Source organism: Streptomyces sp. NPDC096132, from assembly GCF_044763345.1.
In the GTDB taxonomy this organism is placed as follows: Bacteria; Actinomycetota; Actinomycetes; order Streptomycetales; family Streptomycetaceae; genus Streptomyces.
The window spans coordinates 23,625-46,023 of sequence record NZ_JBIWGA010000046.1 but is presented as its reverse complement, the minus strand read 5'-3'; the positions used below and the strand labels follow the sequence as shown (position 1 = coordinate 46,023).

The following is a 22,399-nucleotide window of genomic DNA, read 5'->3' as shown; positions in this document are numbered from 1 at the left end:
TTCGCGGTCTTCGTGAGCCGTTCTTCGATGTCGCGGTGGGCGCCGCGGCCCTGGGACATGATGGCGACCAGACAGGCGTACGCCATCACGTCCACCGCGGCGTCGGCCAGTTCGACCGCGGCGCGGTCGGCGTCGGCGTTCATCGCGGCGAGTTCCTCGGCGCTGACGGTCTTCATCCGCATCCGGCTGGAGTGGAACGTGAACCGGTTGTCCGAGCGTGCCGCGACCCGGCGCAGCACCTCGGGGACCTCCGTTTCCATCGTCGTATTGGAACTCGGCACCAACAGACCCACACGGTGGGAAGTCATCGGCGTTCACCTTTCGTCGCACACGCGGGTGAGCTACGACGCTGTCACCGAGTACCCCGGGAGGAACGCCCGCCGGATACCCGTACTCCCAGGGAGACCCTGCGATCTCGGAGCCTCTCCCTGGGAGTACGGAGTATCGGCCCGGCGTTCCTCGCCGAGAGCGGGTCGCCCATCTTCGGCCGCAAGCAGTCAGACCCACGGAAAGGGACGTCCGATGGAACTCAGGCCGATGCGCTCATGGATTCACCACAGCAGGGGCAAGGTGCTGCGGCAGGCGGAGACGACACGGGCCGGACTGGGCCTGTTCGAGGACATGTTCACGCGGCAGGGCTTCGAAGGCCGTGACGCGCACCTCTACCGGCGCCACGAGCCGACCGCCTGGAAGCGCGCCGACCGGGACGCGCAGCCCTACGACTTCAACGGGCAGGTGGTGGAGCCCACCGACCTGGCGCACGCCGACGGGCTGCCGCTGCGGCTGTTCCACAACGACGACGTCTCCGTCTGGGTGAGCCGGCGCAGTGCCGACATGCCCTACTCGGTGCGCAACGCCGACGGCGACGAGCTGTACTTCGTGCACGACGGCACCGGCACCTTCTACACCGAGTTCGGTCCGATCCCCTACGAGCCAGGTGACTACGTCCTGCTGCCCAAGGGCACGACGTACCGGGTCCGCCCGGCCGGCCCCGTGAACTACTTCCTGATCTTCGAGTCGCCCGAGGAGCTCGGCTTCGCCGACATCGGGACGCACGGCCGCCGCGCTCCGTTCGACCCCGACCTGCTGTTCGTGCCCAGCCCGGCGCTGGACGAGCTGGGCGACGGCCGCAACGAGGACGGCGAGTATCCGGTGCGGATCAAGTCGCGCGGCGAATACACCTCGCTGTACTACGAGTTCGACCCGATCGACGTCGAGGGCCGGAAGGGCGTCCTGTTCCCCTTCAAGCTGAACATCCGGGACTACCGGCCGATCATGAGCGACCGCATCCACCTGATGCCGTCCGCGTACGCCGTCTTCGCGACGCCGGACTTCATGGTGGGCAACCTGCTCCCGCGCCCCTACGAGTCGGGTGAGGACACGGAGAAGATCCCGGCGTACCACCGCAACGTGGACTACGACGAGTTCACGTTCCTCCACAACGGCACGGTCATGGGCCTGGACGTCGCCAAGGCCAGCATCTCCCTCGTTCCGCGCGGCAGGCACCACGGCTTCCCGGAGCAGTACCAGGAGGTGCTGCGCAAGAGCGTCAAGCCGGGCGACCACCTCGACTACGAGATCATCTTCCTGGACACGCTGCAGCCGCTGACACCCTCGCGGGAACTCTTCGACACCCAGCGCCAGGGTGAGCACTTCTTCGAGGGCGGGCGGGAAGGCGGTGACGCCCGGTGACACAGCAGAAGCAGATCAGTACCACGGCCGTCGGCCTGATCGACTTCGAGACCTTGCCGGCCGGGACGGAGACGACGCTCATCCCGGTCGCCGCCTCCGACGGTGCCGGTTCTCGCGGAGTCCTCTACGCCCGTGGCGGTGAGCGGACCGTCGTCGTGGTGTCGCACCCCCGGGGCGACATGAGCCGGCACTATGCCGCTCCGGCGGCCCTGGAGGCCGGGTACGCCTTCTACGTCCACCTGACCCGGGGCCTGAACAACGACGTCGACGTCGAGCACGAGCGGCTTCTGCTCGATCTCGCGGCCGGACTGAGCCACCTGAAGAACGAGCGGGGTTACGAGAAGATCGTGCTGCTCGGCAACAGCGGCGGCGGATCACTGCTGACGTTCTACCAGCAGCAGGCGAGCACGATCCCGCCGGGCAGGCTGACGGACACCGCGTGCGGGGACACGCTGGACCTCAACGCGGTGGAGATGCCCAAGGCCGACGGAGTCGTCCTGATCGCCGCGCATCCCGGCCAGGGCGCGTTCATGCTGACCGGCATCGACCCGTCGGTGATCGACGAGAACGACCCGCTGGCGGTGGATCCGGACCTCGACATGTACAACCCGGCGAACGGGTTCCGCGAACCCCCGGAGCCGAGCAAGTACGCCGCGGAGTTCCTCCAGCGGTACCGGGCGGCGCAGCGGGCTCGCGTGGCCCGGCTGGATGCCCGGGCCCGCGACCTGATCGCCGAGCAGCGGCGCTACAAGCAGCGGATGCAGGAACCGGGATTCGCGGACCTCCCGCTGGAGGAGCGCACCTCCATCAGCCGCCGCGCGATACTCGGCCAGTACATGACCGTCCACCGGACCGAGGCCGATCCCGCGTACCTGGACCCGAGCCTGCACACCTGGAAGTCCACCCGGAAGGCCGGCTCGATCCTCGGTCCCCGCCCGGACCAGATCAACTACGCGCCCGGTGGGTTCGGCCGGCTCGTCACACCGCGGGCATGGCTGAGCACGTGGTCGGGGCTGTCCACCCGGGCCACGCTCGTCGAGTCGCTGAAGTCGGTCCACGAGCCACTGCTCGTGATCAACCTGACGTCGGACAGCATTGCCTTTCCCGACGACAGCCAGGCGCAGTTCGACGCCAGCCCGGCCGAGGACAAGCTGATCCGGTTCGTGGAGGCCGAGCACTTCGCCACGCCCCTGCCCAAGCGGGACGAGGCTCTGCGACTCGTCGTCGAGTGGCTCGCGCCCCGCTTCCCGTGATCGTTCACCACCCAGGAGATCTGATGAAGCACTTCGTCGTGACACTCGCATTCACCGGAGGGCCGCCCGCCCCCGAGGTCGGCCGGGAACAGCAGGCATTCGTGGCCGACCTCTACGAGCAGGGCACTCTCCTGCAGGCCGGCCCCTTCATGGACGGCCGTGGCGGTATGGCCGTCGTGCGCGGCGACTCCCGCCAAGCGCTGCAGGACCTGTACGACGAGAGCCCCGTCGTCCGGTCCGGCAGCGCGACGGCGGAAGTCCGTGAATGGAATGTCCTGTTGGACGCGACACGGAGCTGATCAGCGCGTCAGGTCCAGCGTCTGCTGGAGCAGCTCCATCGCCTGGTCCACGCCACCGTTGTCGACCATGTAGGTGAAGTCCACGAAGACGTCGTCCACGTCGATCGCGTCACGCGTGCGCAGGATGACCTCCACGACCGCGTCCACCGACGACTCGGCCACCGGGTTGACCCGCAGAGCCGCGCCGATGTCCGCCGGATCACGCCCCTCGCTCTCGGCGAGCCGGCGGACCTGCTCCAGCTGCCCGCCGACCATGGTCACGGGGTCGAACTCCATTCCGGGGTGCGGCAGCACCACGGGCGGGCTTGTCGACGAGGTCGACATGGCCGACGTTGTGGATCGGCTCCGCCGCGTCGCGGTGGCGGTGGGTGAGGAGCGGGCTCCTGGGGTCGGTGACGTGGGCCCGGTGACGCTGTCGGCGCGGGCGGCGGTCACGTCCTGGATCTGACGTCGGACGGCGTCACCAGTTGAAGCAGCTGTCCAAGCGCTGGGGCCTGTCCGGCAAGCCGGCGCTCGTCGCCCGCGCATACGTCGAGGGTGTTCTGCACCCGGGCAACTGGCCGCCGGTCGCTCGGCGATGAGGCCGCCTCCCTTCTCCCTTGTCGTCAGGGGCGGGGGCCGCCGCTGCGTGGGCCACTTGAGTGAAGTTTCGAATGATCATGGCGCAAAGTGCCGGTAAAAGTTGACCCATCACTTGAAGTCTGCTGTTGTTGATGCATCAACAACGTCTTTCCTGAGACAGAGGTAGTTGGCATGAGTGAGAAGAAGGTCATCGCGGTCGCCGGAGCCACGGGGGCGCAGGGCGGTGGGGCCGCACGGGCGATCCTGGCCGATCCGGACTCCGGATTCACGGTGCGCGCGCTGACCCGGAACCCCGACTCGGCCGCCGCCAAGGAACTCGCCGAGCTCGGCGCCGAGGTCGTGCGCGCGGACTTCGATGACGAGCCGACCGTGCACAAGGCGTTCGAGGGTGCTTACGGCGCCTTCCTCGTCACCAACTTCTGGGCGCACGGCTCGGCGGCCAAGGAGACCGCGGAGGTCGAGAACCTCGTGCGCGCGGCCGAGGCCACCGGTCTGCGGCACGTGGTGTGGTCGACGCTGGAGGACACCCGCGAGCTGCTGCCGCTGGAGGACGAGCGGATGCCCGTTCTGCAGGACAAGTACAACGTGCCGCATTTCGACGCCAAGGGCGAGGCCAACGAGCTGTTCCGTCAGGCCGGCGTGCCGACCACGTTCCTGAACACCACGTTCTTCTTCCAGGGCTTCCTGTCGACGATGGGTCCCAAGCGGGGCGAGGACGGCGTGCTGACGCTGACTCTGCCCTTCGAGGACGGCAAGCTGCTGTCCGGCGTGGACGTGAACGACATCGGCCGCACCGCTCTGGCCATCCTCAAGGACCCCGAGCGGTTCGTGGGCCGCACCGTGGGCCTGGCGGGCGACCACCTGACCGGCGCCCAGTACGCGGAGAAGATCGGGGCCGCGATCGGTGAGCCGGTGCGCTTCCAGTCGGTGCCCTACGACGTCTTCCGCTCCCTGGGCATTCCGGCGGGCGACGAGATCGCCAACATGTTCCAGTACTACGGCGACTTCGACCAGGAGTTCACCGGCGCCCGCGACCTGGACGGGATCAGGGAGTTCCACCCGGAGCTGAAGAGCTTCGACACCTGGCTGGCCGAGAACGCCGCCGAGATCCAGGTGGGCTGACCCGGCGCGGCTCGCCCGCACAACGCTTCGTCCCGGCAGGCCGGTTCGGCCTGCCGGGACGACTGCGCTCTCCTGGCCAGGGGCCGCGAGGTGCCGGAGGATCAGCGATGGACTCACATGGCCAGTCCGAGGGTCACCGCGGTGGCCACGGAAAGGGCCAGGAAGACGAAGGGGCTCATGGCGTTCTTCCGCGTGGCGGGGTCCGCGTAGTCGCCTGCCTTGGCGTGGAAGGCGGCCCCGCCGATCATGGTGATGGCGAGGCCTGTGGCGGCGGCGATGCCCAGCGGCTGCCAGAACAGCCCGACGACGAGTCCGGCGGCCGCGGCGACCTCGGCCAGGCCTATGAAGCGGACGAAGCCCGCACTCAGCCCCATGTGAGACTGCAGCGCGGCGGGAACGTCGCCCTTCAGCAGCGCCTTGGGCGCACCCGCGGCGAGCGAGCCGAGGGCGAGGAGTGCGCTGAGAATGGCGGCGGTGACGTACATGGATCGGTTCCTTCCGAGCGGCCCGCACCGGAACGGCGGGCCGCATCTGTGGTTGATGCGTCAACTCAAAACCATAGAGAAGAGGTAGGTGACTCGTCAATTAAGTGTCGCGGGGGCCTGCCGGGACGCCGGTACCGGATGCTTGCTCATGATGGACACCCGGTTGAAGGCGCCGATGGCGATGGCCACCCAGATCGCGGCCGAGATCTGGTCCTCGGTGAGGGTCGGGCGGGCGACTTCGTAGGCGGAATCCTGGGCGGCGGAATCGGTCGGATCGGTCGTGGCCTCCGCGAGCGCCAGCGCCGCGCGTTCCGCGGGAGTGAATACGCCGGTGTCCCGCCAGGCCGCCAGAACCCCCAGTCGTTGCGGGGACTCGCCCGCGCGCAGGGCCTTGCGGGTGTGCAGGTCGAGGCAGAAGGCGCAGCCGTTCAGCTGGGACACGCGGATGTTGATCAGCTCCACGGTCGTGCGGTCGAGTCCCGCCTCCGCGGCCGTGGCGCTCACCGCCTCCGAGGTCTTCACCAAGGCGTGGAAAGCCTGTGGACTCTGCTTGTCGATGAAGATCCTGCGCGGTGCGGATCCGTTGGCGTGCTCACTCACTTCGCGCCTCCTCGGGGTGGGTCGGGGTGGCCGGCGGCCCTCTCATCGCATAATAGTTGATGTGGCAACTATAGAGCTGGCGAGCTCGCGCACGTGTGAGGGGCGGACACCGGTCGTCCGGTGTCCGCCCCTCACACCTGTGTGGCCCGGGGCGTGTCGCACCCTACTCGGGCAGGATCACGATCTTGCCGCTCACGTGGCCCGTCTGGCTCGCGTCGAGCGCGGCCGCGGCTTCCGAGAGGCCGTACGTGCGGGAGATCGGGACGTGCAGGCTCCCCTCCTCGATGAGGTTCAGGAGCGCGCGCAGGACCCGGCCGTCCGCCGCGACGCCCGAGTAGATCTGGATTCCGGTGTCCGCGGCGTCGAAGGCCGCGATGGTCAGGACGCGGTCCGGGCCTCCGGCGAGTTCGATCGAGTCCGGGATCTCGCCGCGGCCGGAGGTGTCGAGCACCGCGTCGACACCGTTCGGGGCGGCGGCCCGCACCCGCTCCACGAGCCCCTCGCCGTAGGTGACCGGTTCGGCGCCGAACTCGCGCAGCAGCTCGTGGTTGCGCTCGCTCGCGGTGCCGATCACACGTGCGCCGCGGGCCACGGCGATCTGGACGGCGAAGCTGCCCACACCGCCGGCGGCGGCATGGACCAGCAGCGTCTCGCCCTCGGCAACCTTGAGTCGTTCGACGACGTTCCACGCGGTGCCGCCCGCACCGGAGAGGCTGCCCGCCACGCCCCACGGGAGGGTGGGCGGCTTGGCCACCAGCTTCGCGGGGTCGGCCAGGGCGAACTGGGCGAAGGATGGCGTGAGCGAGGATCCGAGCACCTCGTCGCCGACGCTGAACTCGGTCACTCCTTCGCCGACCGCGTCCACCACGCCGGCCGCGTCGTTACCGAGTCCGGCGGGCAGTGCGAGCGGGATCTGCTCGCGCATCCAGCCCCGGAGGACCTTCCAGTCGAAGGGGTTCACGGCGGCCGCGCGGACGGCCAGCCGGACCTGACCCGGTCCCGGAGTCGGGGGTTCTACCCGCACGACGCTCAGTCCGTCAGTGGGGCCGTATTCGGAGAACTGCACTGCGAGAGACATGGCTTGTGGGCTCCGTTCCTACCGGCGGCCGGGGTGCCTGTGAGGCCGGCGGCCGCATCGGTCGGCCAGTAGTTGATTCATCAACATTACCTGGATCCTAGCCCGCCCGGACGGGTCCCACAACTTCGGTCCCGTCGCCGCGGAGTGGAGGGGCGGCCGGGCCGGCTGGGGCGGCGTCGGGCTCGGGGCCGTGTCACTGGAGGGCTCCGGAAGCGAGAGCCGGCCCGGGGCGCGTGGAGGTGAACGGGCTCAAGGCCGGTTTCCTGAGTGGGGGCGGCTTGAGGGCCAGGGGGTTGACACATCAACCTTGCTTGATGTGTCAACTATGACTGCCGTTCCTTCTGGGCGGCGTCGCCTGGTCCCGCCCGCCGCGCCCCCTACGTTCGGCGGCCAATTCGGCGTACAGGGCGAGGAGTTCGGGACGGTCGACGCTGCCTTCGTCCACAGCCGACACCGTCGGCGTTCCGAGCAGGATCCTCTTCACGGGCACCTCCAGCCGCTTCCCGGTAAGGGTGTGCGGAACGGCCGGCACCTGGATGATCTCGTCCGGCACGTGCCGGGGTGAGGCCTGGGTGCGGATGGCGTCCGCCATCCGGGCGCGAAGGGCGTCGTCGAGTCGTAGGTCCGGAGCCAGCGCCACGAACATCGGCATCCAGTACCCGCCGTCGGGTTCCTCGACGCCGACGACGAGCGCCTCGTGTACCTCGGGCAGGGACTCGACCGCCTGGTAGATCTCGGCGCTTCCGAGCCGCACGCCCATCCTGTTCAAGGTGGCGTCGGACCGCCCGTGGACGACGACGCCGCCGTGGGAGGCGACGGTGATCCGGTCGCCCTGGCGCCACACTCCCGGGTATGTGCCGAAGTAGGCGTCCCGGTAACGGGCTCCGTCGTCGTTCCAGAAGTGGAGCGGCATGGAGGGCATCGGCTCGGTGATCACCAGTTCGCCGACCTGATCCAGCACCGGCTGCCCGGCCTCGTCCCAGGCCGCCACGGCGGCGCCGAGACAAGGGGCGGGAATCTCGCCGGCCCGGACGGGGAGCCAGGGGGCGCCGCCCACGAACGCCGAGCACATGTCGGTGCCGCCGCTCACGGACACCACTGGGACCGTGGCGCCGACGTGGTCGTGGACCCACCAGAAGCCCGACTCCGGCAGGGGCGAACCGGTCGAGTTGACCGACCGGAGCGCGGCGAGCTTGTGGTCCGCCGAAGGCCGCACGCCGTTCTTCTCGCAGGCCAGCAGGTATCCGGCGCTCACACCGAGCAGGGACACCTCGCAGGCGTCGGCGACCTGCCAGAGCCTGCCGGTCCGCGGGTGGGCGGGGCTGCCGTCGTAGAGCACGATGGTCGCGCCGGTCAGCAGGCCGGACACCAGGACGTTCCACACCATCCAGCTCGTGGTGGTGTACCAGAGGAACCGGTCGGCGGGTCTGAGATCCAGGTGCAGGGCCGTGAACTTGAGATGCTCCAGCAGGATGCCGCCGTGACCGTGCACGATGCCCTTGGGTCTGCCGGTCGTGCCGGAGGAGAACAGCGTCCAGAGCGGATGGTCGAAAGGCACCGGTGCGAAGATCGGTTCCGCCTCGCCGCCGGTGGCCTCGTCCCAGCCCGCGGTGCCGCCGGTGAGGTCGTACGGCAGTCCGAGGTTGTCCACGAGGACGGTTTCCCGCAGGGTGGGCAAGCCCCTCCTGAGATCGCCGATGGCGGATCGGCGGTCCTGCCGTCGTCCGCCGTGGAGGTATCCGTCCGCCGTGACCAGTACGACCGGTTCCAGTTGGGCGAAGCGGTCGAGCACGCTCGTCGCGGCGAAGTCCTGGCCGCAGGACGACCAGACGGCGCCGACACTGGCGGTGGCCAGGAAGGCCACGACGGCGTGCGGGATGTTCGGGAGGTAGCCGACGACCCGGTCGCCGGGCCGGACGCCGAGTGCGCGCAAGTGCGCCGCGAGTGCCGCGGTCCGGTCTCTCAGTTCCGCCCAGGACCAGTCGGTGCGGTGCCCGTTCTCGTCCACCGCGACGAGGGCGGGGCGCTCGGGGTCGGCCGCCCGGAAGACGTGTTCGGCGTAGTTGAGCCGGGCACCGGGGAACCAGGTGGCGCCGGGCATGGTCCGGTCGGTGAGCACCGCGCTCGGCGGGGCGGAGGCGTTGATGTCGAAGAACTCCCAGAGTGACCCCCAGAAACCCTCCAGGTCGCGGATCGACCACTGCCACAGCTGCTGATAGTCGTCCACGCGGATGCCGCGGTGAGTCCGCAGCCACTCGGTGAACCTCGTCAGGTTGGAAGCGTCGATGACGTCGTCACTCGGCTCCCACAGGAGTTCCTGGTCGGTCACCCGCGGTCACACTCCTCTGTTTCTCTAAGGGCTGTGCTCCCCGACCGGAGCGGCGACGGCGCGGGATGCCAGCAGCGCGTCCGTCGTCCGCTGGATGTGCGCGGTCAGCTCGGCCACGGCGCGGTCGGCGTCGCCGGCGAGGGCCGCGTCGAGCATCCGGCGGTGTTCGCCCGCGACGTCCCGGCCCGCGCCGTCGGTCGCCGCGCAGGACCAGCAGCGGTAGACCTCGGCGACGGCGCGCAGGGAGTCGGCGAGACCGCGGAGCCTGCCGTTGGGGCATGCCTCGTTGAGGGTCGCGTGGAACCGGGCGTGCGTCTCCAGCCACTCCTCGTTGATGGCGCCCGACGGTTCGAGCGTCGGGGTGGCGGCCAGGGTGTGGTGGACGGCCACGAGACGTGACTGCCAGGCGAGGTCGCCCCGCTCGACGGACTGCCGCAGGGCCTGGGACTCGACGGTGATCCGCACCTCGGTGAGATGGCACAGGTCTTCCTCGGACACCGACATGACTCGGAATCCGAACTGCCTTTCGGATGTGACGAGGCCCTGCTCGACGAGTCGCGGCAGGACTTCCCGCAGTACGCCGGTACTCGCCCGGTAGCGCTCACCCAGCTGGGCGAACGGGAGTCGTTCTCCGGGGGTGAGGCGGCCGTTGAGGATGTCGCTGCGGAGTTCGGCGTAGACCTTCTCCGCCCGCGTCGGGGCCCCGGACCGGCCGGCCTTGGGCGGTGCGTCACTGAGCATGTCTTGAAGTAAAGCAGAGTCGGCTCACTGTCGGAACCTCAATAGAATTTCGAAATCATATTGACATGTCGAAACAGTCGGCGGATGTTGAAGGGCAGACAACACTGGCCGATGCCGCTCCAGGAGCGAACATGCGCATGGCATCCGTGGCACATCGTCTCACCCTCCTTCCCGCCGGGGGCGACGCGATCGACGTCGCCCGACTCAGCGATCACCGGTTCTCGTCCGACCCCCAGGCCGTCTACGAACGATGGGGTGAGTTCCGGGACTGGGCCGCCGACGTGGGGGCCGCGACGGACGGGGCGGCCGAAGCGGTCGTCGCGCCCGAGAGCCTCGGATCGCCCGCGCCGTCGCCGCGCCAGGTCTTCGCGATCGGGCTGAACTACACCGACCACGCCCAGGAGGCGGGGCTGGGGCTCCCCGAGGCACCGCCGACCTTCACCAAGTTCCCCACCTGCATCACCGGCCCGTACGGCGAACTCCCGCTCCCCAGCGGCGCGGTGGACTGGGAGGTGGAGCTGGTCGTGGTCATCGGCCGGCGGGCGCATCGCGTCAAGGAGGAGAAGGCCTGGGAGTACGTCGCCGGCCTGACCGTCGGCCAGGACTTCTCCGAGCGGGAGGTGCAACTCGCGGGCCCCGCCCCGCAGTTCTCGCTCGGCAAGTCGTTCCCCGCCTTCGGCCCCATCGGTCCGTGGCTGGTCACGCCGGACGAGTTCGACGACCCCGACGACCTGGAACTCAGCTGCACCGTCAACGGCGAGCGGGTCCAGAAGGCCCGCACCTCTTCGATGATCTTCCCGGTTCCCGAACTGATCGCCCGGTTGTCCGCGGTGTGTCCGCTGCTCCCCGGAGACCTGATCTTCACCGGCACTCCCAGCGGCGTCGGCGGCGCCCGCAACCCGCGCAAGTTCCTCGCGCCGGGCGACGTGGTCGTCAGCCGTGTCGAGGGCATCGGCGAGATCCGCCAGCACTGCACCGGCTGACCGGCCGGCCGAGTCCCGCCTCTCCCGCTCAACGACGAGTCCCCAGAGGAACAGAACATGGCTCTTCATCGTCTGGCATCGGTCACCGTCGGAGTGCCCAATGTCGCCGAAACCGGCTCCTACTACACGGACTTCGGCCTGACCGAGTCCGTATCCGGCACCTTCGCCACCGTGGACGGCGGCGACCAGCTCATCCTCCGCCCCGCCGCCACCCGCCGGCTGCTCGCCATCGAAGTGGGCGCCGACGACGTGGACGACCTCGGCCGCGCCGCGAAAGCCCTGGCCCGCCTGGACGTCCCGGTCTCCCGGGGCGCGGACACGCTCGTGGTCACCGATCCCGTCAGCGACATCGAGGTGACCCTGCGGGTCGCCCCGCGTTTCGTCCAGCCCCCGACGCCCGCGATGCCGTACAACGGCCCCGGCCGCATCGAGCGGCCCGACACGCGGGCCCCCGGGATCCTGCGGGAAGGTCCGGTTCGGCCCCGCAACCTGGGGCATGTGGTGATCGGCTCCGTCGACAAGGAAGCCTCACAGCGGTTCTTCACCGAAGGGCTCGGCTTCAAGGTCACCGACGACATCAAGGGCATCGCCGCGTTCATGCGCTGCTCCACCGACCACCACAACGTGCTCGTCCAGCAGGCGCCGCTGAACTTCCTGCACCACACCGCCTGGCAGGTCGACGACGTCGACGATGTCGGCCGGGGTGCCACCGCCATGCTGGAGGACCATCCGGAGCGGCACGTGTGGGGACTGGGCCGCCATCACATCGGCTCCAACTTCTTCTGGTACCTCAGAGACCCGGCGGGCAACTTCTCCGAGTACTACAGCGACCTCGACTGCATCCTCGACGACCAGCTCTGGAAGCCGGACGCCCTGGAAGGAGCCCGGGCGCTCTACGCCTGGGGGCCGCCCGTCCCGCCGTCGTTCCTCCTGCCGGAGGACCTCGGCGCCCTGATGACCGGTACCCACGCCGCGCGATGAGGAGACCGAGATGACCGTTGCCAGTCCCCGTCCGCCGCAAGAGGTGGACGTGCTCATCGTCGGTGGCGGCGCCGCCGGGCTGACCGCCTCGCTCCTGCTGTCAAGGCTCGGGGTGCAGAGCCTGCTGGTGGAGCGCCACCCCGGCTGCTCCCATCTGCCGAAGGCACACATCCTCAACCAGCGGACCATGGAGATCTTCCGGGAGCTGGGAGTCGCCGACGACGTCTACAAGCGGGGCGCTCCGCGCGCCAACATGTCCACCGTCGCCTGGTCGACCTCCCTGGCCGGCCCTCGGTCCGAGCACGGCCGCCTCATCGGCCGTGTGGACGCCTGGGGCGGCGGCGCGGACGCCGCGGCCTACGACCAGGCCAGCCCGTGCGCCTCGACGAACCTCCCTCAACTGCGCCTCGAACCGGTGCTGCGCCAGCACGCGGAGTCGCTGGCACTCGACCGCGTCCTGTTCCAGCACGAGGTCGTCGAACTCACCCAGGACGCCGACGCCGTCACCGCCACCGTCGCACGCCTGGTGGACGGCACCCGCCACACCGTCCGCGCGCGCTACCTCATCGGCGCCGACGCGGGACGCTTCGTCGGGCCCACGACGGGCATCCAGCTGGGCGGCCTGACGGACGTCGTGGACATGGTCAGCGCACACATCAGCGCGGACCTGTCCGCCTACATCGACGACCCCAGTGTCGTCATCCACTTCTTCGTCAACCCGGACGGCAGCGGCTCGCTGGGCAGCGGAGTCCTGATCAAGATGGGGCCGGAGCACTGGGACCAGCACTCCGAGGAGTGGGCCTTCCACGCCTTGGTGCCGCCCGGGGCCGCCGTCCAGTACGAGGACGACTTCATGCCGGACCTGATCCGGCGCTCGCTCGGCATCCCCGACCTCCCGCTGACCGTGCACCGCACCTCGCACTGGCGCCAGGAGGCGACACTCGCCGACCGCTACCGGGTCGGGCGGGTCTTCGTGGTGGGGGACGCGGCCCACCGGCACTTCCCGACCACCGCCCTCGGCCTCAACTCCGCCGTCCAGGACGTCCACAACCTGGCGTGGAAGCTGGCCGCCGTCCTGTCCGGTCACGCCGGCGAGTCCCTGATCGACACCTACGAGCAGGAACGGCGCCCGGTGGCCCGCCGCAACGTCGAGCAGGCCACCACCGCGGCCCTCGCCCACCCGAACATCGACGCGGCCATCGGGCTGGCGCCGGGGATGCCGCCCGAGCAGGCCTGGGCACGCTTCACCGAGCTGTTCTCCGGCACCCAGGAGACGGCCGCGCTGCGCGAGCGGGTCGCGGAGGCGATCGCGCACGAGCGCCACGAAGTCCGCGCCCACAACATCGAGATCGGCTACAGCTACACCTCGTCGGCCGTCCTGCACGACGGCAGCGCTCCCCACGTGTACGCCGATCCGGTACTGGACTTCCACCCCCAGACGCGCCCCGGGCACCGCGTCCCCCACGCCTGGCTGAGCCGAGGGGACCGGCAGCGGTCGGTCTACGACCTCACCGGGCGGGGCAGGTTCGTCCTGATCGTCGACGCCGCTGCTCCTGCGGGCTCCGCGTGGGCGGAGGCCGCCGCAGATGCCGCCGACCGGCTCGGTGTCCCGTTGGACGTCCTGCGGATCGGCGGCGCGGACAGCGCCGACGACGAGGCATGGGCCGACGTCACCGGTGCCTGGGCGGCCCAGCGCGAGATCGCACCCGAGGGCGCGGTCCTCGTCCGACCGGACCAGCACGTCGGCTGGCGCAGCATGGGCGCGCACCCGGCGCCGGGGCCGGTTCTGGAGAAGGCGCTGCGCTACATCCTGGGGCGGCCGAGTGAGACGGCGACGGCATGAGGCGGCTGGGAGTGAGGGCCCGTGAGTGACGGTGAGCGGATGTCCGAGGGCATCCGCTCCGCCCTCGACGACGGTGTGCTGCGGGTGCTGCTGTCCAGACCCGAGCGGCTGAACGCGCTGCGCACGGAAGACCTCGACGAACTCGCCGGAGTGATCGGCCGGGCGGCCGAGGACGAGCGGGTCCGGGTGGTGGTGCTGGCCGGCGCCGGACGGGCGTTCTGTTCCGGCGCGGATCTGGGGGCGGAGGTCGACGCGGACACCGTGGATGCCGCCGGCCGCGCCGCCCTGGCCCTGCGGCGGATCGGGAAACCCGTGGTGGCGGCCGTGGACGGTGCCGCAGCGGGGGTGGGCTGCTCCCTCGCCCTGGCCTGCGACCTGGTGATCGCCACGCGGTCGGCGTCCTTCCTGCTCGCCTTCGCGAAAGTGGGCCTCATGCCCGACGGCGGGGCGACCGCGCTCGTTCCGGCGGCCGTGGGCCGGACCCGGGCGATGTGGATGGCCCTGCTCGGTGAGCCCGTGGGGGCGGAGACGGCCGCGGAGTGGGGCCTGATCGGGCAGGTGGTCGACGACGACGACCTCGACGCGACGGTAACCGACGTGACCGCCCGGCTGGCCGCCGGTCCGCCGCTCGCCTACGCGCGGATCAAGCAGGCGATCGACGAAGCGGCACTGCCCGGACTCACCCGGGCGCTGGAGACCGAACGCACCGGTCAGGCCGAGCTGTTGCACAGCCGCGACTTCGCCGAGGGCGCGGCCGCCTTCCGGGACCGTCGGAAGCCGAACTTCAACGGCACCTGAACCATCGGCGGTTCGCGGTGCCGGGGTCCCGGTTACTTACACACACAGGAGAAGACATGCGTGACATGAAGAAGTTGGTCGACGATCACCTGAGCGTGTGGGCCGTCGCCGATCCCAGGGAGCGGGCCGAGCGGATCGCCGCGATCTACACGGAGGACGTCACCGTCGTCGAGCCCGACGGGATCGTCCGTGGCAGGGACGCGCTCAACTCCCGTATCGGGCTGCTTCAGGAACACTTCGCCGGGCTCGAGTTCTCGCTCACCACCCCGATCGAGCACCACCACGACTACGCCATGTACCAGTGGAACCAGCCCACCGAGACCAGGGCGGAGGACGTCACCGGCTGGGACGTCCTCCACTTCGACGGCGATCTGATCGACCACGCGGTGATGTTCATTCCGGGCTTCGAAGACCTGAACGTGCCCGCGGGCCACGGCGATGCGTAGGCACCGCCGTCGCCGGGCTCAGTCGATCCGCACCGGCGTCTGAAGGACCCGGTCATGTCCTGCCTCGCGGACCGGCCCGGTCAGGTGCAGCGTGCCCGTGAGGCGGACATCGGCGCTGGACGCCCCGATCATGAGGGTGATCTCGCCCGGCTCGACGATGCGCCGCATGTCCGGTCCCGTGTAGGCGAGCCGGTCGGTGTGCAGGCGGAAGGTGACCCGGCGCTGCTCGCCCGGCGTCAGCCGCACCCGGGCGAAGCCGGTCAGCTGGGTGACGGGACGCGGGAGGTGGGCGACGGGGTCGGCGGTGTAGAGCTGGACGACCTCGTCGCCCGCGCGGTCACCTGTATTGCGGACCAGGCAGCTGATCTCCATCTCCCCGTCGGTCGCGATCCGCTCGGCGCTCAGCCGAAGCCCCTCGTAGGCGAACGAGGTGTAGGACAGCCCGTGCCCGAAGGGGTGGGCAGGCGTCGGGTCGAGGTTGCTCACGCCCTGGGTGTTGCCGCCCAGGGGAGCGTGCAGGTACGTGGCGGGCTGCCCGCCGGGCGTGCGGGGGATCTGCACCGGGAGCTTGCCGGACGGGTTGACACGCCCCGACAGGACACCGGCGAGGGCCGGACCGCCCTCCTCCCCGGGGAAGAACGCCTGGACGATCGCGGCCGCGCGGCCCGTGTAGGCGCCGAGGGCGTAGGGCCGCCCGGAGACGACGAGGAGGACGACCGGGGTGCCGGTGGCCAGCAGCGCCTCGACGAGTTCGCCCTGGACGCCCGGCAGGGCGAGGTCCTCGGCGTCGCAGCCCTCGCCGGAGGTGCCGAGGCCGAAGAGGCCTGCGCGGTCACCGACGACGGCGACGCAGACGTCCGCCTGCCGGGCCTCTTCGACGGCCGCGTCGATGCAGCTGCGGTCGATGTCCTTCACGGGGCAGCCCTGGGCGTGGGCGATCCGGGTGGTGGGCGGCAGTTCGGCGACGAGTGCTTCGAGGAGGGAGAGCGCCTCGATGCCGTTGTCGTGGCCGGGGTGGTGGGGGAGGACGTGGTTGGGGAAGGTGTAGCAGCCGAAGAACGCGTTCGGGTCGTTCGCGCAGGGGCCGATCACCGCGATGGAGGCCGTGTCCGGGGCCAGCGGCAGGACACCTTCGCGGTTGTCGAGCAGGACGATGCTCTGCTCGGCGAGTTCGCGGGCGATCGCCCGGTGGGCGGGCGGGTCGAGGTCGACCGGTTCCCCGGCCGGGATCTCGGGGGTGAAGTCGGCGTCCAGCAGGCCGAGTTCGGCCTTCTGCCGCAGCACCCGGCGGGCGGCGCGGTCGACGAGGTCCTCGGACACGGCGCCGCTCCGGACGAGTTCGGCGAGAGGTTCGCCGTAGCAGAGGGCGTCGGGGAGTTCGACGTCGATGCCCGCCGTGAGGGCGCGGGCGCCGGCTTCGGCGTCGGTGGCGGCGATGCGGTGCATCGTACGGAGGAAGGCGATCGACCAGTAGTCGGAGACGACCGTTCCGTCGAAGTCCCAGTCCTCGCGCAGGAGTCGGGTGAGAAGTCCCTCGTCCGCGCCGGCGGGCACCCCGTCGACGTCGGCGTAGGAGTTCATCACCGAACGGGCGCCACCGTCGCGTATCGCCGTTTCGAACGGCGGCAGGATGACGTCGGCGAACTCGCGTGGCCCCATGGAGACCGGGGCGTGGTTGCGGGCGCCCTTGGACGCGGAGTACCCGGCGAAGTGCTTCAGGGTGGCGATGATGCCGGCGCCCTCCAGGCCGCGGACATAGGCCGTGCCGGTGGTGGCGACCAGGTAGGGGTCCTCGCCGAGGGTCTCCTCCACGCGGCCCCAGCGGTAGTCGCGTACGACGTCCAGGACGGGGGAGAGGCCCTGGTGGACGCCGACTTGGCGCATGCTCGTACCGATCGCCTCGGCCATGCCCTCGACCAGGCCGGGGTTGAAGGTGGCGGCCCAGGCGAGGGCGGTCGGGAAGACGGTGGCCCGGTAGGCGGTGAAGCCGGTCAGGCATTCCTCGTGCGCGATCGCCGGGATGCCGAGCCGGGTGTTCTCCATCAACTCCCTCTGCAGGGAGGCGAGTCGGCGCATGCCCTCGGCCGGTTCGACCGGCTTGGTGCCGAACGGGCGGGTGAGATGGCCCAGGCCGTCCTTGCTCGCCACGGCGAACTCGGCGTGCCGGGCGAAGACGTCCTGCATCGGGGCCACGTTCCCGCTGACACGTGCCACGTCGGGCCAGGCACTGCCGAGTTGGGCGAGCTTCTCCTCCAGGGTCATCTCGGCGAGCAGAGCGTCGACCCTGTCGTCACGAGGGCGGGCCGGATCGGCCCAAGGTGTGGTCATGGTGCGTCCCTTGGGATGGTGGCGCGGGGGCCGCGCGGGATGTGGAGTTCAGGAGGACCGGCCGGGTGGCGCCGCGGTGGAGGCCCGTACGACGAGCTGTGTGGCCAGCTCCACCCGGTGGCTGTCGAGCGGCTCACCCGCGGCGAGGCGCAGCAGGGTGCGCAGCGCGGCGCGGCCGATCTCGACGAAGGGCTGGCGGACGGTGGTCAACGGCGGAGCGGAGGTGCCGGCCGCCGCGGTGTCGTCGAACCCGACGACACTGACGTCCTCCGGCACCCGCAGTCCGCGGACGCGGGCGGCCTCGATGACGCCGAACGCCTCCAGGTCGTTGCCGGCGAACACGGCGGTGGGCGGTTCGTCGAGGGCGAAGAGTTCCAGGGCGGCCTCGTAGGCGGGCCCGAAGCGGAAGGCGCCGCGCTTGATGAGCAGGGGGTCGGGCGTGATGCCCGCGCCGATGAGCGCGGCCTGGTAGCCGTGCAGCCGGGCGGTGTTGCACACGGCGTCGTGCCGGCCCTCGATCATGGCGATACGGCGGTGACCGAGCTTCAGCAGATGCTCGGTGGCGTCCATGCCGCCGCTGAAGTTGGTGGCGCCGATGCTCGGCACGCTCTCGTCGGGCACGTTCATCGGGTCGATCAGCACCAGCGGGATGCCGGCCTGAGTGAACTGGGCGCGCTGCTGCTGGGTCAGCTCCGAGGTCACCAGGATGACGCCCTCCCGGCCCGCGTTGGTGATCTTCCGGGCCCAGGAGGCGCCGAGCGGGTCGTCGGGCGCCGTGCCGATGACGACGTCGACGCCCGCTTCCGCGGCCGCCTCGGTCACCCCCTGGGTGATGACCAGGTTGTTGGGGTTGACCAGCTGGTCGAAGGTCAGGTCGATCGTACGCACGGGCGACTGGACGCCGCCCGGGCCACGGGCCACGTAGTCGTGCTCGACCAACAGCCGCTCCACGCGCGCCCGGGTCTCGGGCGACACGTCGCTACGGCCGTTGACCACCTTCGACACGGTGGCCACCGACACGCCGGCCGCTTCGGCGATACCGGTCAGCGTCGTCCGGCTCCGCTCGACGGCTCTCTTCGCCATGCTGATCCTTTCGGAGACTTGAGGAGACCGTAGCGCAATGTTTCGGCGAGGGTCCAGAGGGGATCTCGGGCAACTTGGCTCGGACTGGCAGGGAAAACCGGGTCGCCAAGCCCGGAACTGTTCTGGTCCGACGCCTTGACCGCACCGGCGTCGATGCCTAGGTTATCGGCCGAATTACGCTCATCATTGCGAAAAGTTTCGAAGGAGGCGGGCGTGGAGATCCGTACGCTCGGCAAGACCGGGCTTGAGGTGACCGAACTGTGCATCGGCACCAGCGCACTCGGGAGCATGCCGCAGACCTACGGCTACTCGGTCGACGAGGACCAGGCGCTGAGTACGCTGCGCCGGGTGTTCCAGGGGCCGGTCAGGTTCGTGGACACCTCGAACGAATACGGCCAGGACGGCTCCAGCGAGCGTCTCATCGGCACCGTGCTCCGCGAACTCGGCGGTGTGCCCGACGGATTCCTGGTGGCGACCAAGGTGGACCCCGACTCCACCGGCGACTTCTCCGGCCGACGGGTGCACGCCTCGGTGCGGGAGAGCCGGGAGCGGCTCGGTCTGGACCGGCTACCGCTGGTGTACCTGCACGACCCCGAGCGCCTGTCGTACGAGGACAGCATGGCCCCGGGCGGTCCGGTGGAGACCCTGCGGCAACTCCAGGCCGACGGAGTGATCGGCCATCTCGGCGTGGCCGGCGGCCCGGTCGACCTGCTGCGGCGCTACGTCGACACCGGCGTGTTCGAGGTGGTCCTCTCGCACAACCGGTACACCCTGCTGGACCGTTCGGCGGGGCCGCTGCTGGACGACTGCGCGGCGGCCGGTGTCGCGGTGGTCAACGCCGCGCCCTTCGCCAGCGGCATGCTCGCCAAGGGTCCGGACACCACCGACCGGTACTTCTACAACCCCGCGCCTCCGCAGATCATGGACGCGGCCCGACGGATCCAGGCCGCGTGCGAACGCCACGGCGTTCCGCTGGCCGCCGCGGCACTCCAGTTCTCGCTGCGCGAACCCCGTATCACCTCGACCGTCGTGGGCATCACCCGGCCCGAGCGGGTCGAGCGGACGATCGCGCTCGCGGAGCACCCGATTCCCGAGGAGCTGTGGCAGGAGGTCGCCCCGGCTCCGGAGGAGGTCTGGTTGTCGTGAGTACGGCGTTCGCGGTGATCGGCAGCGGATGGCGGACGCGGTTCTTCCTGCGGCTGGCCAAGGCGCTGCCGGACCGGTTCCGGGTCGCCGGCGTGGTGACCCGGAGCGCGGAGCGCGGCGACGAGGTCATCGCCGAGTGGGGTGTGCCGACCTTCCGCTCGGTCGACGACCTTCTGCGGCACGAACGGCCCGACTACGTCCTCGCCTCCGTGCCCTGGGCGGTGATGCCGGACGCGGTACGGGAGGTGGTCGGTCACCGGATGCCGGTCCTCGCCGAGACGCCACCCGCCCCGGACCTGGCCGGTCTGCGGTCGCTGTGGGCGGACGTGGGCCGCAGCGGGCGGGTCCAGGTGGCCGAGCAGTACCTGCTGATGCCGGGACACGCCGCGCGGCGGAGCCTGGTCCGTGACGGAGTGATCGGCGAGCCGACCTCGGTCCAGGTCTCCTCGACCCACCTGTACCACGCGGTCTCGCTCATCCGTGGCCTGCTCGGGGTCGGCTTCGCCGCCGCCGAGGTGCGGGCGAGCGCGTTCACCGCCCCGCTGGCGAACCCGCTGGAGTTCAGCGGCTGGACCGGCGACGACACGCCGAAGCAACTCACCACGACGATCACGACCCTCGACTTCGGCGGGCGGATGGGCCTGTACGACTTCACCGACAACCAGTGGTGGAACCCGCTGCGGGCCCGGCGCATCGTGGTGCGGGGCTCGGTCGGTGAGATCGTCGACGACCGGGTGGTCAGGCTGGTCGATCCGACAACGCCGGTCGAGTCCCGCCTGGTCCGGCGGCAGACCGGTGTCGACCTGGATCTGGAGCTGCTCGATCTCAAGCACATCAGCTTCGACGGACGGGTGGTGTACCGCAATCCGTTCGCGGGTGCCGCCCGGTCCGACGACGACATCGCGGTCGCGGACCTCCTGGAGCGGACCGGTGCCTGGTCCCGTGAGGAGGGCCCACCGCCGTACCCGCTCGCCGAGGCCTGCCAGGACCACCTGATCTCCCTCGCGATCGGCGAGTCGGTGCGCACCGGCGGCCCGGTCACCACGGCCCGGGAGGCGTGGGCGTAGAGCCCGCCCTCGCGTGACGTCACGTCAGTTGACATCTCAACGGATTCCCTCTGTCCGACACCTTGACCCCGCCCAGAGGGGCTCTTAACTTATCGGTCTGGAAGTGCAGAGGTTTCGAAAATTTTCGAGCCGGTTCCGCGTTCGAGCCTCTGAAGAGCGAAGGAGCTCACCATGAACCCGAGAAATCCCTTCCGCATCACCGTTGCCGCAGCCACAGCCGTCCTCGCCGTGACCATCACGGCCTGCGGCAGCTCAGGCCGGACCGCAAACGGCGGCTCCGGTGACGAGGCGCTGGTGTGGGCCCTGACCCAGGGGTCCGAGGCGACCTTCCGGGCCTCGGCAACGGAGTGGAACAAGGCCCACCCCGACAGCAAGGTCGACTACCAGTTCTTCCAGAACGACCCCTACAAGCAGAAGCTGCGCACGGCGGTCGGCGCCGGCAACGGCCCGGTCCTCTTCGAGAACTGGGGCGGCGGCATCCTCAAGACCTACGTCGACGCGGGCAAGGTCGCCGACCTCACGCCCGAACTGGACAAGAACCCCCAGTGGAAGAACCGCATCTTCCCCTCGATCCTCGAATCCGCCACCTTCGACGGCAAGGTCTACGGCGTCCCGGTCAACGGCGTGCAGCCCGTGGTCATCTACTACAACAAGCAGCTCTTCGAGAAGATCGGCGCCGAGCCGCCGAAGACCTGGGACGACCTGCTGGACCTGGTCAAGAAGTTCAACGCGGAGGGGATCGCGCCGTTCGCGATGGGCGGTGGCGCCAAGTGGCCCGACCTGATGTGGATGGAGTACCTGGTCGACCGGATCGGCGGCCCCGAGGTCTTCGCCAACATCGTCGCCGGCAAGAAGGGCGCCTGGTCCGACCCGGCCGTCCTCAAGGCCGCCGAGATGAGCCGGCAGCTGGTGAAGGCGGACGGCTTCGCCAAGGGCTTCACCTCCGTCTCCGCCGACACCGGCCAGGCCGAGGCGCAGGTGTACACCGGCAAGGCCGCCATGATCCTCCAGGGCAGCTGGGCCTACGGCGGCACCTTCGTCACCGGCGCCCCGAAGTTCGTCTCCGAGGGCCACCTGGGCTGGACCGGCTTCCCGACCGTCGAGGGCGGCAAGGGCGACCCGACCAACGTCGTCGGCAACACCGCCAACTTCTTCTCCGTCTCCGAGCAGGCCGGCGCCAAGCAGAAGGCGACCGCGCTGTCGTACCTCAAGGACGGCGTCTACAACGACTCCTACATCGACAGCCTGCTCGAGATCGGCAACGTCCCGCCCGTGAAGGACCTGGACGCCAAGATCAAGGCGTCCGACAGCGCAGACTGGTCGAGTTACGTCTACAACCTCACCCGTGACGCCAAGAGCTTCCAGCTCTCCTGGGACCAGGCGCTCACCCCCGAACTCGGCGACGCCCTGCTCACCCACCTCGACCAGCTCTTCCTCGGCGAGATCAGCCCGCAGGAGTTCTGCTCCCAGATGGACGAGGCGGCGGCGAAGTGAGTACCGCCAAGGTAGTGAGTACGGCCAAGGTCTCCGCGGCCACTCAGAA

Annotated in this window: 21 protein-coding genes and 1 pseudogene; 13 read left to right on the top strand and 9 right to left on the bottom strand. The window is 70.1% G+C overall.

Annotated elements, in window-relative coordinates:
* Window positions 1-308: pseudogene (locus ACIRF9_RS49135) on the bottom strand (Asp/Glu racemase); the annotation flags it as partial.
* A gap of 229 nt (window positions 309-537) precedes the next feature.
* Here ACIRF9_RS49135 and ACIRF9_RS49130 point away from each other — a divergent pair.
* The 3 genes from ACIRF9_RS49130 to ACIRF9_RS49120 are packed head-to-tail and all read left to right on the top strand — an operon-like array spanning window position 538 to window position 3,244.
* Window positions 538-1,692, top strand: a complete 1,155-nt coding sequence (locus ACIRF9_RS49130; protein WP_403836856.1) for a homogentisate 1,2-dioxygenase — start codon at window positions 538-540, stop codon at window positions 1,690-1,692.
* A complete protein-coding gene (locus ACIRF9_RS49125; RefSeq protein WP_403836854.1) occupies window positions 1,689-2,945 on the top strand; it encodes a hypothetical protein in 1,257 nt (418 codons plus the stop codon). The genes ACIRF9_RS49130 and ACIRF9_RS49125 overlap by 4 nt, the downstream gene beginning before the upstream one ends.
* Window positions 2,946-2,968: 23 nt before the next feature.
* Window positions 2,969-3,244, top strand: coding sequence for a YciI family protein (locus tag ACIRF9_RS49120; protein WP_403836852.1), 276 nt, complete (start codon window positions 2,969-2,971; stop codon window positions 3,242-3,244).
* Here ACIRF9_RS49120 and ACIRF9_RS49115 read toward each other — a convergent pair whose 3' ends face one another.
* Complete coding sequence (locus ACIRF9_RS49115; RefSeq protein WP_403836850.1) at window positions 3,245-3,568, bottom strand: hypothetical protein; 324 nt, start codon at window positions 3,566-3,568, stop codon at window positions 3,245-3,247.
* Between ACIRF9_RS49115 and ACIRF9_RS49110 the strand changes: the two genes are divergently transcribed.
* A complete protein-coding gene (locus tag ACIRF9_RS49110; RefSeq protein WP_403836848.1) occupies window positions 3,567-3,692 on the top strand; it encodes a hypothetical protein in 126 nt (41 codons plus the stop codon). The genes ACIRF9_RS49115 and ACIRF9_RS49110 overlap by 2 nt on opposite strands.
* A gap of 305 nt (window positions 3,693-3,997) precedes the next feature.
* On the top strand, window positions 3,998-4,948 hold the full coding sequence (locus ACIRF9_RS49105) for an NmrA/HSCARG family protein (RefSeq protein ID WP_403836846.1): 951 nt from the start codon (window positions 3,998-4,000) through the stop codon (window positions 4,946-4,948).
* A 113-nt stretch (window positions 4,949-5,061) separates the two neighbouring features.
* Here ACIRF9_RS49105 and ACIRF9_RS49100 read toward each other — a convergent pair whose 3' ends face one another.
* From ACIRF9_RS49100 to ACIRF9_RS49080, 5 genes are all read right to left on the bottom strand, one after another.
* Window positions 5,062-5,433, bottom strand: coding sequence for a DoxX family protein (locus ACIRF9_RS49100; protein ID WP_403836844.1), 372 nt, complete (start codon window positions 5,431-5,433; stop codon window positions 5,062-5,064).
* Between the two features lie 96 nt (window positions 5,434-5,529).
* Window positions 5,530-6,033, bottom strand: a complete 504-nt coding sequence (locus ACIRF9_RS49095) for a carboxymuconolactone decarboxylase family protein (protein WP_403836842.1) — start codon at window positions 6,031-6,033, stop codon at window positions 5,530-5,532.
* 163 nt (window positions 6,034-6,196) lie between these two features.
* A complete protein-coding gene (locus ACIRF9_RS49090; RefSeq protein WP_403836840.1) occupies window positions 6,197-7,111 on the bottom strand; it encodes an NADP-dependent oxidoreductase in 915 nt (304 codons plus the stop codon).
* Between the two features lie 319 nt (window positions 7,112-7,430).
* Window positions 7,431-9,440 carry an acetoacetate--CoA ligase gene (locus ACIRF9_RS49085; RefSeq protein ID WP_403836838.1) on the bottom strand — a complete coding sequence of 670 codons (2,010 nt, stop codon included), beginning with the start codon at window positions 9,438-9,440 and terminating at the stop codon, window positions 7,431-7,433.
* Between the two features lie 24 nt (window positions 9,441-9,464).
* Window positions 9,465-10,181 (bottom strand): GntR family transcriptional regulator, encoded by a 717-nt coding sequence (locus tag ACIRF9_RS49080; protein WP_403836836.1) that lies wholly within the window; start codon window positions 10,179-10,181, stop codon window positions 9,465-9,467.
* 131 nt (window positions 10,182-10,312) lie between these two features.
* Here ACIRF9_RS49080 and ACIRF9_RS49075 point away from each other — a divergent pair, with 131 nt between their 5' ends.
* From ACIRF9_RS49075 to ACIRF9_RS49055, 5 genes are read left to right on the top strand one after another with little or no spacing between them, the layout of a single operon-like run.
* Entirely contained in the window at window positions 10,313-11,164 is an 852-nt protein-coding gene (locus ACIRF9_RS49075) for a fumarylacetoacetate hydrolase family protein (protein ID WP_403836834.1), read from the top strand.
* Window positions 11,165-11,221: 57 nt separating this feature from the next.
* Window positions 11,222-12,145, top strand: coding sequence for a VOC family protein (locus ACIRF9_RS49070; protein WP_403836832.1), 924 nt, complete (start codon window positions 11,222-11,224; stop codon window positions 12,143-12,145).
* Window positions 12,146-12,155: 10 nt separating this feature from the next.
* Window positions 12,156-13,988 (top strand): FAD-dependent monooxygenase, encoded by a 1,833-nt coding sequence (locus ACIRF9_RS49065; RefSeq protein WP_403836830.1) that lies wholly within the window; start codon window positions 12,156-12,158, stop codon window positions 13,986-13,988.
* A gap of 21 nt (window positions 13,989-14,009) precedes the next feature.
* A complete protein-coding gene (locus ACIRF9_RS49060) occupies window positions 14,010-14,786 on the top strand; it encodes an enoyl-CoA hydratase-related protein (RefSeq protein ID WP_403836828.1) in 777 nt (258 codons plus the stop codon).
* 56 nt (window positions 14,787-14,842) lie between these two features.
* The gene (locus ACIRF9_RS49055; RefSeq protein ID WP_403836826.1) at window positions 14,843-15,232 is read left to right on the top strand and encodes a nuclear transport factor 2 family protein; all 390 of its coding nucleotides are present in this window, start codon (window positions 14,843-14,845) and stop codon (window positions 15,230-15,232) included.
* An 18-nt stretch (window positions 15,233-15,250) separates the two neighbouring features.
* On the opposite strand, the gene ACIRF9_RS49050 is transcribed toward ACIRF9_RS49055, so the two are convergent.
* Window positions 15,251-17,560: a glycoside hydrolase family 3 N-terminal domain-containing protein gene (locus ACIRF9_RS49050; protein WP_403836824.1), complete on the bottom strand. Its 2,310-nt coding sequence runs from the start codon at window positions 17,558-17,560 to the stop codon at window positions 15,251-15,253.
* Between the two features lie 48 nt (window positions 17,561-17,608).
* The gene (locus tag ACIRF9_RS49045; protein WP_403836822.1) at window positions 17,609-18,643 is read right to left on the bottom strand and encodes a LacI family DNA-binding transcriptional regulator; all 1,035 of its coding nucleotides are present in this window, start codon (window positions 18,641-18,643) and stop codon (window positions 17,609-17,611) included.
* A 213-nt stretch (window positions 18,644-18,856) separates the two neighbouring features.
* On the opposite strand from ACIRF9_RS49045, the gene ACIRF9_RS49040 reads away from it, so the two are divergent.
* From ACIRF9_RS49040 to ACIRF9_RS49030, 3 genes are all read left to right on the top strand, one after another.
* Window positions 18,857-19,789, top strand: a complete 933-nt coding sequence (locus tag ACIRF9_RS49040) for an aldo/keto reductase (protein WP_403836820.1) — start codon at window positions 18,857-18,859, stop codon at window positions 19,787-19,789.
* The gene (locus ACIRF9_RS49035) at window positions 19,786-20,856 is read left to right on the top strand and encodes a Gfo/Idh/MocA family protein (protein WP_403836818.1); all 1,071 of its coding nucleotides are present in this window, start codon (window positions 19,786-19,788) and stop codon (window positions 20,854-20,856) included. Before ACIRF9_RS49040 ends, ACIRF9_RS49035 begins: the two co-directional genes overlap by 4 nt.
* Before the next feature lie 171 nt (window positions 20,857-21,027).
* Entirely contained in the window at window positions 21,028-22,350 is a 1,323-nt protein-coding gene (locus ACIRF9_RS49030; protein WP_403836816.1) for an extracellular solute-binding protein, read from the top strand.
* Window positions 22,351-22,399: the final 49 nt, after the last annotated feature.

What these genes read in the sequence shown, in the direction of transcription:
- ACIRF9_RS49120 (WP_403836852.1), top strand. Translation starts at nt 2,969, where the DNA reads ATGAAGCACTTCGTCGTGACACTCGCATTCACCGGAGGGCCGCCCGCC.
- ACIRF9_RS49130 (WP_403836856.1), top strand. Translation starts at nt 538, where the DNA reads ATGCGCTCATGGATTCACCACAGCAGGGGCAAGGTGCTGCGGCAGGCG.
- ACIRF9_RS49075 (WP_403836834.1), top strand. Translation starts at nt 10,313, where the DNA reads ATGCGCATGGCATCCGTGGCACATCGTCTCACCCTCCTTCCCGCCGGG.
- ACIRF9_RS49090 (WP_403836840.1), bottom strand. Translation starts at nt 7,111, where the DNA reads ATGTCTCTCGCAGTGCAGTTCTCCGAATACGGCCCCACTGACGGACTG.
- ACIRF9_RS49100 (WP_403836844.1), bottom strand. Translation starts at nt 5,433, where the DNA reads ATGTACGTCACCGCCGCCATTCTCAGCGCACTCCTCGCCCTCGGCTCG.
- ACIRF9_RS49030 (WP_403836816.1), top strand. Translation starts at nt 21,028, where the DNA reads ATGAACCCGAGAAATCCCTTCCGCATCACCGTTGCCGCAGCCACAGCC.
- ACIRF9_RS49105 (WP_403836846.1), top strand. Translation starts at nt 3,998, where the DNA reads ATGAGTGAGAAGAAGGTCATCGCGGTCGCCGGAGCCACGGGGGCGCAG.
- ACIRF9_RS49045 (WP_403836822.1), bottom strand. Translation starts at nt 18,643, where the DNA reads ATGGCGAAGAGAGCCGTCGAGCGGAGCCGGACGACGCTGACCGGTATC.
- ACIRF9_RS49080 (WP_403836836.1), bottom strand. Translation starts at nt 10,181, where the DNA reads ATGCTCAGTGACGCACCGCCCAAGGCCGGCCGGTCCGGGGCCCCGACG.
- ACIRF9_RS49065 (WP_403836830.1), top strand. Translation starts at nt 12,156, where the DNA reads ATGACCGTTGCCAGTCCCCGTCCGCCGCAAGAGGTGGACGTGCTCATC.
- ACIRF9_RS49110 (WP_403836848.1), top strand. Translation starts at nt 3,567, where the DNA reads ATGGCCGACGTTGTGGATCGGCTCCGCCGCGTCGCGGTGGCGGTGGGT.
- ACIRF9_RS49070 (WP_403836832.1), top strand. Translation starts at nt 11,222, where the DNA reads ATGGCTCTTCATCGTCTGGCATCGGTCACCGTCGGAGTGCCCAATGTC.
- ACIRF9_RS49050 (WP_403836824.1), bottom strand. Translation starts at nt 17,560, where the DNA reads ATGACCACACCTTGGGCCGATCCGGCCCGCCCTCGTGACGACAGGGTC.
- ACIRF9_RS49055 (WP_403836826.1), top strand. Translation starts at nt 14,843, where the DNA reads ATGCGTGACATGAAGAAGTTGGTCGACGATCACCTGAGCGTGTGGGCC.
- ACIRF9_RS49115 (WP_403836850.1), bottom strand. Translation starts at nt 3,568, where the DNA reads ATGTCGACCTCGTCGACAAGCCCGCCCGTGGTGCTGCCGCACCCCGGA.